The organism is Providencia sp. SP181 (genome assembly GCF_050446505.1).
In the GTDB taxonomy this organism is placed as follows: domain Bacteria; phylum Pseudomonadota; class Gammaproteobacteria; order Enterobacterales; family Enterobacteriaceae; genus Providencia; species Providencia vermicola.
On record NZ_JBBPXM010000018.1, the window covers coordinates 17,049 to 31,403 of the forward strand.

The window sequence follows — 14,355 nt, forward strand, 5'->3', positions numbered from 1 at the left end:
GCTATATAACTATTATCATAACGGGTGTGTTCATATTTATTATGGCAATCAATCGTAGACAATTTCTTCAATCCAGTGCCTTACTTGCGGCTTTCTACAGTTTGCCTAGTTTCGCTAAAGGCCAGCGCTTTGTCGAAGAAGCACTCTTTGGCGAACTTCCTCTTGCAAGCCATATTCAGCGCGTTATCAGCTCGGGACCACTCTCTGATTTACTGATGTTTGCTCTTGCCCCAGAAAAAATGGTGGGGTTTGCTTCGATTTCACTAAACAAAGGCCATACTGGGCTTTTTGCACAACAATGGCGCAATTTTCCCGTTTACGGCCGCTTAGCGGGTCGAGGCAGTACGCTATCATTAGAACAACTTTTATCCTATAACCCTGACTTAATTATAGACACTGGCAATATTGATGATACTTATCGCTCACAAGCAGAGAAAGTGGCGAAACAGACCAATATTCCCTATTTATTGATTGCAGGTGGATTAAAAGACTCCCCCCAACAACTCACTCAGCTTGGTGAAACTCTCGGTGTTGAACCTCAAGCACAAAAACTCAGCCAACTCGCCCAGCGTTATCTGGATGATGCGGTTGCCTTTGCTAATAAACCCCAACAAAAACCATTAAGCTTTTACCTTGCTCGTGGGGCAAAAGGGCTAGAAACAGGCGCTAAAGGCTCGATTCATACCGAAGCGATAGAAATGCTCGGTTTGCGTAACGTCGTGGATATCCCTAATTTTCGCGGGCTCACCTCCATTTCCATGGAGCAACTTTATCAATGGAACCCTGATATTATTATAACGCAATATGATGAAGCCATTGAATTTATGACGTCCTCACCACTGTGGAAAGGGCTAGATGCTATCGCCAATCAGCAATTGCTTGTCTTTACGGGCATGCCATTTGGCTGGTTAGATGGCCCTCCTGGCGTTAACCGCCTTCTTGGCATGCGCCGTTTACAAAGCCACTTTGATGGCCATATTGCCGCGACGATAAAGCAAGATATCGCTGAATTCTTTGACCTTTTCTATCATTCACCATTAACCTCTGAGCAGGTTGATTTACTGATGGAAAAATCATGAGTGGAATGACGTACAAAGGGGTTAAACCCTTATTATTAATTCTCATTTTATTCGTTAGCTTAGTGATTGCTTTAACGAGTGGTAAGTATTCACTTACCCTCGATGAACTGTACCGCCTATTTGCCAGTTTATTTTCCTCTCAAGTTGATGTTAGTGACCCACGTAATGAAACCGTTTTTTGGCAAATACGTTTCCCTCGCACATTAGCTGCAATTATTATTGGCGGAGCACTATCCATTGCAGGTGCGGCTTACCAAGGTATGTTTCGCAACCCACTGGTTTCCCCCGATATTTTAGGGGTTTCAGCAGGTGCTGGCGTTGGCGCTGTTGTCGGTATTTTCTTTGGACAATCATTGATTTATATTCAGTTAGCCGCCTTTATTGGGGGCTTAATCACCGTGGCCGTCGTGTGTTTTATTGCGCGTCTTGCACGCCAACATGATCCAATTTTATCGTTAGTCCTTGTCGGTGTTGCCATCAGCGCCATTTGTGGCTCTGCCATTTCTTTGATGAAAATTTTGGCAGACCCTTACACCCAATTACCTTCAATTACATTTTGGTTGTTAGGCGGGTTATCATCCATTACGCAAGAAGACCTTTTGTCCGTCTTGCCATTAATGATAATCGGCATCATTCCCCTGCTATTATTACGATGGCGAATGAATTTGCTGAGCTTATCGGATGAAGAAGCCAAAAGCCTTGGTATTAATGTGAGTTTAATGCGCGCTATCTTTATCGTCTGCGCCACGTTACTCACGGCGAGTGCGGTATCCATTGCGGGGATTATTGGTTGGATAGGGTTGATTGTCCCCCATATCACTCGGATGATAGTGGGCGCTAACTTTCGTTACCAGCTCCCTGCATCACTGGCGATTGGAGCAATTATGCTGCTGATCACGGATACCCTCGCTCGTACAATTGCCGCCATTGAACTACCGTTGGGGATCCTCACCTCTGCGGTCGGTGCACCGTTCTTTTTGGCTATTTTATTGCAAACAAGGCGGGTCAAATGACGATAATGACCCTTAATAACGTTGCCATTGGCTACCACAACACCACAATCATTGATGGCATCAATCTTTCCTTACCTGAAAAGGAAATTACTTGCCTGCTGGGTGCAAATGGTTGCGGCAAAACCACCTTAATGAAAACGTTATTAGGTTTGCTACCCGCAATCCATGGCGAAATTTCGCTCAATAATCAGTCCATAAAAACGCTAAAACAGCGGGACATCGCAAGAGTGATTGCTTACGTACCACAAGCCCACGATACGCCTTTTACCTTTACTGTATTAGATATGGTTATGATGGGCTTAACCCCTCATATTTCTTTATTTTCTGTCCCTGGTGATAGCGAAAAAAACCAAGCTCTTCAACAACTCGAACGGCTGAACATCCCTCACCTTGCGACTCGCCTTTACAGCACACTCAGTGGCGGCGAAAAACAATTAGTCTTAATCGCCCGCGCGTTAATACAAAAACCCTTGCTACTGATTATGGATGAACCTGCCGCTAGCCTCGATTTTGGTAACCAAATTCGCCTACTTGAGCAAATTGAGAAATTGAAAGCCCATGGCATGACCGTGTTGATGTCGACCCATCACCCACAACACGCCGCCGCCATCGCTGACAACGTCATTTTGCTAGACAAACAACAAAAAGCGCGACAAGGCTTATCAAAAAGTATGTTAACACTTACTAACTTGGCAGCACTTTATAATGTGGATGAGCGCAGTATTCAAGCTCACTTCCAGCTTCCATCAACGTTTTCTTATTAAGGTCAGGGATCATGTTAATCAACCAAATTGATTTTTCTAAAATGTACCAAGAGCATATGCAGCAAGCGCATAGAACCCGCAAAGAACCCGAACATTGGGATAAAAAAGCCCAGCAAATGGCACAAAATTGTGCAAATCCTAATGACCCCTATTTAGTACGCTTTCGTGAACTGATGGATTTTACGGGCGCACACACTTTGCTAGATGTGGGCTGTGGCCCAGGTTCGATTAGCCTGTGCCTCGCCAATGAATTTAAAGAGGTTATTGGTATTGATTACAGCGGTGGCATGCTAGAGATGGCACGGCTTCGCGCTAAAGAACTTGGTATTCCCAATGCCCACTTTGAGCAACTTGCCTGGGAAGACAGTTGGGCAACTCTGCCTAAAGTGGATATATCCGTCGCTTCCCGCTCAACGTTAGTCGATGATTTAAAAGCGGCACTACTTAAGCTAAATCGCCAGACAAAACTGCGCGTTTACACCACGCATACCATCAACCCAACCTTTATTGATGAAAATATTATCCGTGAAATTGGCCGTGAAGTAATTCGTTTGCCAACCTATATTTATGCGGTGAACATCCTGCATCAAATGGGTATCAATGCCCGTGTCGATTTTATTAAGAGCCCAAATAAAGGCGGCTTTGATAACTTTGAAGCCTTTGTAGATAGTGTCAATTGGTCACTCAAAAATATCACGCCAGAAGAAACGGATATTCTTCGCCACTATTACGATGTTCAAACAGCATCAGGTAAGAAAATATCTTATCCATCAAGGGACTGGGCGATGGTCTCGTGGGATGTTGTGGATGAATCGGAACTGACATTATGATTTATCTACCTGATGCATTAATTGACCAGCTGCTGTTAGACGATATTCAATATGGAGACTTAACCACCCGCGCCTTGGGGCTGCACTCACAACTTGGCGTAATGACATTTGCCTCCAAGCAAGGGGGCTGCGTCAGTGGTATTCACATTGCAAAACGCATGCTAGAAAAGCTAGGGATTACCTGTGAATGCCATTTTCATGATGGGCAGATTGTCGAACCGCAAAGTATTTTAATTCGTGCCACAGGGCCGATTGAAGCGTTACATCAAGGCTGGAAAGCGGTGCAAAACGTCCTTGAATGGTGCGGGGGTGTTAGCCACTACACCCAGCAAATGGTCTCTATTTTGCGCCAGTATCAACCTAATGGGCAACTCGCTTGTACGCGAAAAACCATTCCAAACACTAAGCCTCTTGCCTTAACTGCGATTTTGGCAGGAGGCGCCATTATTCACCGAACAGGCAGCGCAGAAAGTATTTTGCTGTTTACTAACCATCGCCAGTGCCTTGAAAATCCAGATGATTGGAATGCGCATGTGCAAACTTTACGCCAAAATGCACCCGAAAAGTTAATCATTGTGGAAGCCGACGATTATCAACAAGCTGAACTTGCCATCAAAGCGCAAGCAGATATTGTGCAGCTCGATAAATTGCCAACAAACCAAATTCAGCAATTACAGCAGCTGGCTAACGCGCAGAATCGGCCTTGTCAGTTGTCTTTAGCGGGTGGAATCAATTTAAAAACCATTGAAGAATTCGCCCAAACAGGCGTGCCATTGTTGGTGACTTCCGCACCATATTATGCGGCACCTCGAGATATAAAAGTGAAGATTTTTAAGCAGTAACCTAAGAAGTCTGCGTTAAAAAAACCATTCGCTAAAACAGCCTACCCCCATAGGCTGTACTAACTTATGGCTAATGACGCACATCGTTATATAAAAAATAATATATCGTAATTAATGAAACTGGAAAGACATAATGAAAATAAAACAAATAACCTATTTAGTTGGGATGGCTTTATTCGCAGCACAAGGGCACGCCGCATCTGACCCTAAAGCAGAGAAAAATACTGACGTGATGTCTGTTTGGAGTACGCCACTTGCAGCGGATGCCAATGTCATCACTGAAGAACAAATGAAGCAATTGAATAAAACCAACGTAGCGCAAGCATTGAGCACCATGCCAGGGATCTCTATTCAAAAATCAGGTAACCGTAACGAAACACAGGTGAATGTGCGTGGTTTCGATAGCCGCCAAGTACCTATCTTCTTTGATGGTATCCCAACCTACGTGCCCTATGATGGTACGTTGGACTTAGGCCGCTTTATGACTAGCGAGTTGGCGAGTGTTGAGCTTTCGACGGGCTATACCTCGTTACTGCAAGGGCCAAACTTGATGGGTGGTGCAATTAACTTAACCACCGCAACACCGAAAAAGCCGTTTGAAGCCAATATCAGCTTAAACCAAGGTTTTGCTCGTGGTGCAGATAATGCCCACAATATTAGCGCACGATTAGGTGGCCGCAATGACTTAGGGTTTATTCAAGTCAGTGGTAGCCAGTATAAGCAGCGTTTTGCTGGCTTACCTGGCTCTGATGATAATAATGCTTTTGCAGGCACACATGGCCGCAGAACAAACTCATCTAGTGATGATAAACGCTTAATGATTAAAGCAGGTTGGACACCTCGAGAAAGCGATGAGTATGTGGTGACCTATATTAAACAAGATGGACAAAAAGATAGCGCTACAGATATTGCTCCCGATGTAAAAAAAGGATTACAACGTTGGCAATGGCCTGCATACGATAAAGAAAGTATTTACTTTAACGGAACAACACAGATAACCAGTGATATTGCCTTACAAAGCCGGATTTATCACGATAGCTTTAAAAATACCCTTCACCAATATACTGATGCTAAAAGTAAGGTAAAAAGCACTAGCTATGACGAATACAAAAAGTGGAATATGAATTACAGCCGTTACGATGACTACAGCAACGGTGCCGACATGCGTGTTGATTTCACCGTGCGTGAACTCGATATGTTGTCATTCGCCGCACACTGGAAAGAAGACGTTCACCGTTCTCGTGGTAATAAGGTTGTCCCATTTGATCGTTATAAAGACCAAACGTGGTCTACTGCTGCTGAATACCAATGGGTTGCAACTGATAAACTAGATATTATTGGTGGTATTGGTTACGACTGGCGTAAAAGCGATGATGGAAAACGTTATATTTATAATAAGCAGAATGTCGTCACTGGCATTGAAACCTATGATAGCAACAACCAAAATGCCTTTAATTGGGAAGTCATGGCGCGTTACCACTTAGCAAATGAAGACACAGTACAATTCTCTATTTCTGAAAGAAGTCGTTTCCCTACACAAAAAGAACGCTATACAAAGAATAAAATCAGAAATAAAGACTCCTTCGAGATCAATCCTCATCTTGATGCAGAACGTGCACTAACCTACGATTTAACCTATAAAGGATACGTTACTCCTCAATGGACCTATACAACTAGCGCTTATTATAATCATGTATCGGATGCCATCATGGCACACCATATCGGAAAAAATAACGATGGTGGCGATTTACTACAAAACCGCAATAGCGGAAAAGTCGACTACTTCGGTATTGATTTAGGCACGACAGGCCAAATTACTGATTGGATGGAAGCAGGTTTAAGCTACGGGTATATTCATGCCGATCCAAAACACTACAGCGTCAAGCATGTGGCTGAGCTGCCAACCCATAAAGCCTTTGCTTGGGTGAAATTTACCCCTTACGAACCGTTTAGTATTACGGTGACTGAAGAAGCCAGAAGCTGGGCATTTAACTATGTGGATGCTGAAAGTAAAGTGCGCGGATTTGCTAAAACTGACCTGCGTTTAGATTATGACTTAGGGCAAGGCGTTTCCGTCAATAGCTCAGTGAATAACTTATTTGATAAGTCTTATGAATATACCAATGGCTATATTGAAGAAGGTCGCAACTATTGGTTAGGTATTGAATATAAATACTAACCCATAATATATTAGGCAGAGATTTAATTCTTTGCCTAATATTTATTATCGTATCCATAGAATACCATCATATATTTTTAATAAATAAAAATATATTCATTGTTTTCTCCATTTATTATTTCTTTTATTTTTCATTTTTATCTAACAAAATTCAGTTGAGTACATGCCCTTCTCCCTTCTACTTTCTCTTTTCAAGCTATTTCAGTCAGAAAACTATGATAAACTTGTTCCTATAGTCGATACTTAGTTTTCGAAGTTGGAGTCAAAAATGAAAAAAATGAGTGAAGATAAGATACTTGTGATGGCAGAGCGTATCTGCCAATCAAGGGGCGTTAGATTGACTCCACAGAGAGAAACCGTGTTACGTCTTATTGCACAGCAACACGGAGCTATCAGTGCCTACGATTTATTAGATTTACTGCGTGAAGTTGAACCACAAGCAAAACCACCCACTGTTTACCGTGGGCTTGAGTTTTTAATGGAGCAAGGCTTTATTCATAAAATAGAGTCAACCAACAGCTACGTTGTTTGCCATCACTTTGATAACCCAAGTCATATCTCAGTGATGCTAATTTGTGATCATTGCGGTAGTGTGACTGAAAGTGATTGCGCAACAATAGAAGCCGCCATTATTAGCCTAGCGGAAACTAATCAGTTCCGTTTAAGACATACTGTTGTGGAAAACCATGGTTTATGTAAAAAGTGTGATGAAATTGATAGCTGCAAAGACCACGCACACTGTAGCCATGACCATGAGCAACCGATCACTGCAAAAAAAAGTAGCAAATAACGTTGTAGAATCCACGACATTACTTATATAAGAAAAGAATACGAAAAGTAGTATAAAAAAGGATATAAAAGATAAGAACTAAGTAAAGCAGGCAGATCTCTATACATCAATGTGAAATCTGCCAGCAATAATGGAAAAATCAAACAAGCAGCGCGCCGCTACCTACCTGATAATCTAAGAATTAATACCAATCACTATTACGGATCACCCCAACTGCTAAACCCTCAATGGTGAAGCTTTGCTCGCGTAAATCGACAACAATCGGCGCAAACTCAGGATTTTCAGCGATTAACTCAACACGATTACCTTGTTGTTTAAAACGTTTAACAGTCACTTCATCATCAATGCGCGCAACAATCACTTGGCCATTATGCGCATTTTGTGTTTTATGAACTGCTAATAAGTCACCGTCCATAATACCGATGTCTTTCATCGACATACCATTCACACGTAATAGGAAATCTGCGTGAGGTTTAAAAAGTTCAGGATCAACCTGATAATGACTTTCAATATGTTCTTGTGCCAGTAAAGGTTCGCCAGCGGCAACGCGCCCAATCAAAGGTAACCCTTGATCTTCAGCCTCTTCTTCAAGAAGTAGACGGATGCCTCGTGATGCCCCAGAAACAATTTCAATTACACCCTTGCGAGCCAAGGCTTTTAAATGTTCTTCTGCCGCATTAGGCGAACGAAAACCAAGACTTGCTGCTATTTCAGCACGTGTAGGAGGCATACCTGTTTGCGAAATGTGGTCACGCACCAGATCATAAACCTGCTGTTGTCGAGCCGTCAGTGCTTTCATTCCGTTCCCCTGTTTGTTTATACAGTCAAACTGTGAGTATATACAGGTAAATGAAGATTTGAAACAGTTAAATTGCTGAATTTAGGCATTTGCTATCGATTGACTCTCTTTTCTCGACTCTAAACAAGGTTTATTGGCTAGGCAGAAAAATAACGCTGCCATAAAATCAGTGCCCATATAAATAACGCTAAACCAATACTGATGAATACAGCCGCTGACCCAATATCTTTAGCGCGCCCTGAAAGTTCATGATATTCACTGCCAATACGATCAACAACAGCTTCTATTGCACTATTTAGTAACTCGACGATAGCCACCAGCACAACGGAGCTGATCAGCAATATTCTATCCACGTAACTGATATCTAAGCAAAAGGCGATAATAATCGCAATGACTGCGGCAACAGACTCCTGCCTAAATGCCGCTTCATTTATCCAAGCCGCTTTTAACCCCTTAAGGGAGTACCCTGCTGCTTTAATCACGCGGGTAAAACCCTTAGTTTGACTTGCCATATTTATTCCTTAAAAAATTCAAACAATAATCGATTTTTACAGTCAAAGTGAATCGTCAGTAACAGATCTACCAGTGGATTTCTGGTATGATTGCGCAGCATTGTTAACAAGAGGCTATAATCATTTATGTCACTATGGCGTAAAATATATTACAACACGTTGAATTTACCACTTAAATTATTGGTAAAAAGTAAACTAATTCCATCGGACCCAATTACAGAGCTGCAGCTTGATACCAACAGGCCAACGCTGTATGTATTGCCTTATCACTCTAAGTCCGACCTCCTAACGCTACGGCATCAATGCTTGGCTATCGGTCTGCCTGACCCTTTGGTTGATAACGACATCAATGGAACAAAGCTTCCTGCTTATGTGTTTATCGATGATGGCCCACGCGTATTTCGTTATTACTCACCAGATCCGCGTAAAGATTCCGTCAAAACATTCCATGCGTATTTAGATTTGCATAAAAACAATCCGAATCTGGATATTCAAATGCTCCCCGCATCGGTTATGTTTGGGCGCTCTCCAGGTCGTGAAGGGCATACCCCTGCACCACCACTGAAGCTATTAAACGGGGTGCAAAAATTCTTTGCTGTCCTGTGGTTAGGTCGTGATAGCTTTGTTCGCCTATCGCCCCCCGTTTCCATCGGGAAAATGGCGCAAGACCACGGCACAGATACCATTATTGCGAATAAATTAGCGCGTGTCGCCCGCATTCACTATTCCCGCCAACGCCTTGCGGCTGTCGGCCCGAAATTGCCCGCACGCTATGAACTATTCAATAAGCTTTTGACCTCAAAAGCGATTGAAAAAGCAGTCGAAGATGAAGCACGCAGTAAAAAAATTCCACTGAAAAAAGCACAGCAAAATGCGGTGAATATGATGGAAGAAATTGCTGCGAACTTCTCCTATGAAGCCGTGCGTTTAACTGACCGTGTACTGAGCTGGACATGGAACCGCCTCTATCAAGGCATTAATGTGCAGCATGCTGAGCGCGTTCGCCAATTAGCGCAAGATGGCCATGAAATTGTGTATGTGCCTTCCCACCGAAGCCACATGGACTACCTATTGCTGTCTTATGTTCTTTATCATCAAGGCTTAGTCCCGCCGCATATCGCCGCAGGGATCAACTTGAATTTTTGGCCAGCTGGCCCAATTTTCCGCCGCCTTGGTGCCTTCTTTATCCGCCGCACCTTTAAAGGAAATAAACTCTATTCCACGGTTTTCCGTGAGTATTTAAGTGAGTTATTTGCTCGCGGTTACTCTATTGAGTATTTTGTTGAAGGTGGACGTTCCCGAACTGGCCGTTTATTACAGCCAAAAACGGGAACGCTATCAATGACACTGCAAGCCATGCTACGTGGTGATTCGCGCCCTATCACTATCGTACCTATCTATATTGGTTATGAACATGTGATGGAAGTAGGCACTTACGCAAAAGAGCTGCGCGGTGCAGAAAAAGAGAAAGAAGGCTTATTTTCAATGATCCGCGGCTTGCGCAAGCTGCGTAACTTAGGTCAAGGATATGTGAACTTTGGCCAGCCAATTTCCCTTTCTCATTACCTTAACCAACGCGTGCCAGATTGGCGTGATTCGATTGACCCTATTGAGCCGCAGCGCCCAACTTGGTTAAACCCAACAGTCAGCTCGTTAGCAGATAACATCATGGTGAATATCAATAATGCTGCCGCAGCTAACGCTATCAACTTGTGCGCAACGGCTTTACTGGCCTCACGTCAACGTTCATTAACCCGTGAGCAGTTAATTGAGCAAGTGGAATGTTATCTGCAATTATTACGCAATGTGCCATACACCGCCGATGCGACTACGCCAAATAAAACGGCTGAACAACTGCTCGAACACGCGTTGCAAATGGATAAATTCGAGGTAGAAAAAGACAGCATGGGGGATATTATTATTCTTCCTCGTGAAAATGCCGTATTAATGACCTACTACCGTAATAATATCCACCACTTATTGGTGTTACCGTCACTGATCACCAGTATTGTGTTGCACCATGAGCGTATCAGTCGTCAAGAAATTCACCATCAAGTCAGCCAAATCTATCCGTTCTTAAAAGCTGAACTGTTTATGCGTTATAACGACGAACAGCTGCGTGAAACAGTCGATACTCTGATTGATGAGCTAAATAATCAAAAACTTATCTGTCTAAGAGACGACGAAATGGTGGTATTGAACCCACGCCGTATTCGTCCATTACAACTCTTAGCCGCTGGTGTACGTGAAACTTTACAACGCTACGCAATCACGCTGTCATTACTCAATGCCAGCCCTGAAATAAGCCGTAATACGTTGGAAAAAGAAAGCCGTATTCTTGCACAACGTCTCTCTGTACTTCACGGTATTAATGCCCCTGAGTTCTTTGATAAAGCAGTATTCTCAACGCTCGTTGATACGCTTAGAGAAGAAGGCTATATCGATAACAATGAAAATGATATCTTCACCACTAACGCTAAAAAACTGTATGCGGTTCTTGCGCGGTTAATGTCCCCAGAAATCCGTTTAACCATTGAAAGTGTTAGCCAAGACGATGAGTTTTCCACTGCGATAGAGAAGAGTACAGAAGCTGAAACAAATGTAGACTAGAAATCTTGGCACTAAATAAGTAAAAGGGGTAATGTTATTCACATTACCCCTTTGATTTAATAGAGCTAGTGCTAACAATAATCTATGTCCTAAATAATTCGAAGTGCCGCACCAATGATGAATTGTTTTTTGAAACCACTGAGTTCGATTAATCAAGGTGATGTTGCTGAATTATTTATCTAGTATTATCTCTGAGCATCGCTTGGTTAAAGAAATCCAAACCAATGGCGCTTACTTTTGGTTCCTAGATATAGGACTCACTGGAAAAGTATCGAATTCCGCCACACTAACCAAAACAGCCAATACCTAATATTGATAGCTAGAAGGATAGGCGATTTTTATGTGTATTCAATATTATTTCAATAAAAGAAAAGCCGCCAAAACCCAACATAAAAAATTGATAAATAAAAATAAATTCAAAAAAAAACACGCAATTTGAAATATGGTAAATATCAAAAATAATTTCAATTCATAATAAATTATCATTTCTTAATTAATCCCACTCTCTATAACTTCTTATTTAGTCCAAACAAGTACGTTCACATTATCAATCTAAATATATAAATTTCACCGTAAGACGAAATGCAATCATTGAGTCGAGTATTAACATCCATCATCAAAATGAGACATTAGATTACATAGCTGAAATTTATAACAGCAACTCAATATCTGCTTATCTCACTCTATTATTGGTGTTTAGCACCTTTGATAGTTCATTTATTCACAATGGAAATATCCTCATTATGGAAACAACAACTTAAAGGAAGAAATAAAAGGAATAAAAGGAATAAAAGGAATAAATAAATGATTTTTGGTATTAACCGTTACAGTATCAAATCATCTCAGATGCCCTTATTGATTCCCGTTTTACTGTCCGTATCCATCATACCAACTGGTTCAGTCTTTGCTACTGGGTTTGTAGATGGAATGAAAGTGAAGCCTTACCACCTGCAGACAGGAGAGACCGTTCACAGTGTGGCTCATCAATACAATCTGACAGTGGAGGAATTAAAAACATTAAATCAAAAACGCAATTTCGCCCGCGCTTTTGAACAACTCTCAGCTGGAGATCAAATCGATGTACCAAGCACTTACATCGCCAATACGACAGATAAAACGACGAAGAAAGGTGTACAAGTAAACGACTCAGATAGTGAAATTGAGAACTGGTTGGCCCAAACTGCCCCTAACTTTTTCCAAGCGATGAACACACAAAGTGCAGAAGAGTACCTGACTAAACAGGCCAAGGATATGGCGGTGAGCACAGCGTCATCAACCATGGAGAGTTGGTTAAATCAATATGGTACTGCACAAATTAGTATACAGCCGGGAGATAAACTGTCACAGAGTACGCTGTCTGCCGACATGCTGTTACCCGTATATCAAAACCCAGATTGGCTGGTGTTCACTCAGTTAGGAGGTCGGAACCTTAATGATCGCACCACCCTAAACTTAGGAGTGGGCGCTCGTCGGTTCAATGAGCAATGGATGTATGGCGTCAACACCTTTTATGACGCTGATATTACAGGTGGGAACAGCCGACTCGGTATTGGCGGAGAATTGTGGTCCGATAATCTACGCTTTTCAACCAATGGTTATCTGCGACTCAACAACTGGCATCAGTCACGGGATTTTGACGACTACGATGAACGCCCCGCCAACGGATTTGATATGACCGCCAGTGCTTGGTTGCCATCTTATCCACAACTTGGTGGCAAACTGAAATATGAACAATATTTCGGTGATGAAGTGGCAATGAAAGGTAAGGACTCTCGTAGTAAGTCGCCAAAAACAATGACTGTAGGGTTGAATTACACCCCTATTCCATTAATTACCCTTGGGGCTGACTGGCGTACAGGACAAGGAACTGATGATCTGCAACTTCAGGCACAACTGACCTATTCATTCGGTGTGCCTTGGAAAGACCAAATATCATCGAGTTCAGTTGCTCGCCTGCGTTCGCTCTCAGGCAGCCTAATGGCACTGGTTGAGCGCAATAACAACATTGTACTCGAATACCGTAAACAGGATTTGATCAGTTTAATACTGCCGCAGGAAATCCGTGGTCGAGGTGCCAGCCTACAGTCACTGAGCGCTATCTTAAAAGCGAAATATGGTGCTGAACGTGTGAAATGGGGAATGCTGACAAAGTTTTCATCCAACGGTGGGAAAGTACAGTCTGTTGGCAAAAGTTTAACAGCTTGGCAAATTCGCCTACCTGCTTGGCAGGCGGGTAAAAGCAATACTTATACCCTAAGTGCTATTGCATGGGATGGAAAGGGAAATGCATCAAAACCAGCCTATATAAAAGTGATTGTCGACGCAGGGTTTTCTAACCGCTACTCAAGTTTGACTGTTGGATCAGGTGTACTGAATGTCGGTCAGTCGGAGGTATTAACGCTGACGATGCGGGATGAGCAGAATGCACCGATGACTAAATTGGCTTCATCGATTCAGTTGCCGTTCGCCTTCACGACACAAAAAGGTGGGTCATCACTATCGCCTTCGCAAAGTGGCGTTAAGTTGGAGGCGTTGAAAGAAACTGCACCGGGTGTTTATACCACCACCATCACCACTGGAAAATTGCCGGGCACCCTCATTTTTAGTCCGAAGGTAGAGGGGATCAATCTAGCGTCAACAAAAATAGAAGTGATGGCAGCCCCCGTAGGATTACAAATATTTCATAACGGCAGTGTTATAAAAAAGCGCCCCGTCGTTGGGGATGTCCTAACAGCAACACCAGAGTGCCAAGTCAACTGCATTTTGCCGACAGCTTGGCAATGGGAAGTGGAGACAATACAAGGATCAGGACAGTATCAAGCGATTAATGGCGCTACAGCCATGACATATACAGTCACCGCAGACACGCAAAAACGCAGGCTGCGAGTGACCGCACAATAAATACGCCTATAGGGCAACTTAATAAATTTAAAATAT

12 protein-coding genes are annotated in these 14,355 nt (G+C 42.7%); 10 read left to right on the top strand and 2 right to left on the bottom strand.

The window, feature by feature from the left end; all coding sequences use genetic code 11:
- Positions 1–41 precede the first annotated feature (41 nt).
- The 7 genes from AABS66_RS19480 to zur all read left to right on the top strand — a co-directional run bounded on the left by AABS66_RS19480 (position 42) and on the right by zur (position 7,497).
- Positions 42–1,079, top strand: a complete 1,038-nt coding sequence (locus AABS66_RS19480; protein WP_430225334.1) for an ABC transporter substrate-binding protein — start codon at positions 42–44, stop codon at positions 1,077–1,079.
- A gap of 5 nt (positions 1,080–1,084) precedes the next feature.
- Complete coding sequence (locus tag AABS66_RS19485; protein ID WP_206086361.1) at positions 1,085–2,092, top strand: FecCD family ABC transporter permease; 1,008 nt, start codon at positions 1,085–1,087, stop codon at positions 2,090–2,092.
- Positions 2,089–2,856, top strand: coding sequence for an ABC transporter ATP-binding protein (locus AABS66_RS19490; RefSeq protein ID WP_206086234.1), 768 nt, complete (start codon positions 2,089–2,091; stop codon positions 2,854–2,856). Before AABS66_RS19485 ends, AABS66_RS19490 begins: the two co-directional genes overlap by 4 nt.
- An 11-nt stretch (positions 2,857–2,867) precedes the next feature.
- The gene (locus AABS66_RS19495; RefSeq protein WP_206086233.1) at positions 2,868–3,686 is read left to right on the top strand and encodes a class I SAM-dependent methyltransferase; all 819 of its coding nucleotides are present in this window, start codon (positions 2,868–2,870) and stop codon (positions 3,684–3,686) included.
- Positions 3,683–4,528 (top strand): ModD protein, encoded by an 846-nt coding sequence (modD, locus tag AABS66_RS19500; RefSeq protein ID WP_430225335.1) that lies wholly within the window; start codon positions 3,683–3,685, stop codon positions 4,526–4,528. The genes AABS66_RS19495 and modD overlap by 4 nt, the downstream gene beginning before the upstream one ends.
- A 133-nt stretch (positions 4,529–4,661) precedes the next feature.
- Complete coding sequence (locus AABS66_RS19505; protein WP_430225336.1) at positions 4,662–6,707, top strand: TonB-dependent receptor plug domain-containing protein; 2,046 nt, start codon at positions 4,662–4,664, stop codon at positions 6,705–6,707.
- Between the two features lie 268 nt (positions 6,708–6,975).
- On the top strand, positions 6,976–7,497 hold the full coding sequence (gene zur / locus AABS66_RS19510; RefSeq protein WP_272539939.1) for a zinc uptake transcriptional repressor Zur: 522 nt from the start codon (positions 6,976–6,978) through the stop codon (positions 7,495–7,497).
- A 181-nt stretch (positions 7,498–7,678) separates the two neighbouring features.
- Here the strand turns inward: zur and lexA are convergent, their stop codons facing one another.
- Both lexA and AABS66_RS19520 read right to left on the bottom strand, forming a co-directional pair.
- Positions 7,679–8,296 carry a transcriptional repressor LexA gene (lexA, locus tag AABS66_RS19515; protein ID WP_206086229.1) on the bottom strand — a complete coding sequence of 206 codons (618 nt, stop codon included), beginning with the start codon at positions 8,294–8,296 and terminating at the stop codon, positions 7,679–7,681.
- A 137-nt stretch (positions 8,297–8,433) separates the two neighbouring features.
- A complete protein-coding gene (locus tag AABS66_RS19520; protein WP_206086228.1) occupies positions 8,434–8,808 on the bottom strand; it encodes a diacylglycerol kinase in 375 nt (124 codons plus the stop codon).
- A gap of 126 nt (positions 8,809–8,934) precedes the next feature.
- On the opposite strand from AABS66_RS19520, the gene plsB reads away from it, so the two are divergent.
- The 3 genes from plsB (at position 8,935) to AABS66_RS19535 (ending at position 14,319) form a co-directional block, all read left to right on the top strand.
- The gene (gene plsB / locus AABS66_RS19525; RefSeq protein ID WP_430225337.1) at positions 8,935–11,418 is read left to right on the top strand and encodes a glycerol-3-phosphate 1-O-acyltransferase PlsB; all 2,484 of its coding nucleotides are present in this window, start codon (positions 8,935–8,937) and stop codon (positions 11,416–11,418) included.
- A 157-nt stretch (positions 11,419–11,575) separates the two neighbouring features.
- Positions 11,576–11,728 carry a transposase gene (locus tag AABS66_RS19530; RefSeq protein ID WP_412990642.1) on the top strand — a complete coding sequence of 51 codons (153 nt, stop codon included), beginning with the start codon at positions 11,576–11,578 and terminating at the stop codon, positions 11,726–11,728.
- Between the two features lie 494 nt (positions 11,729–12,222).
- Positions 12,223–14,319, top strand: coding sequence for an inverse autotransporter beta domain-containing protein (locus tag AABS66_RS19535; RefSeq protein ID WP_430225338.1), 2,097 nt, complete (start codon positions 12,223–12,225; stop codon positions 14,317–14,319).
- Positions 14,320–14,355 lie beyond the last annotated feature (36 nt).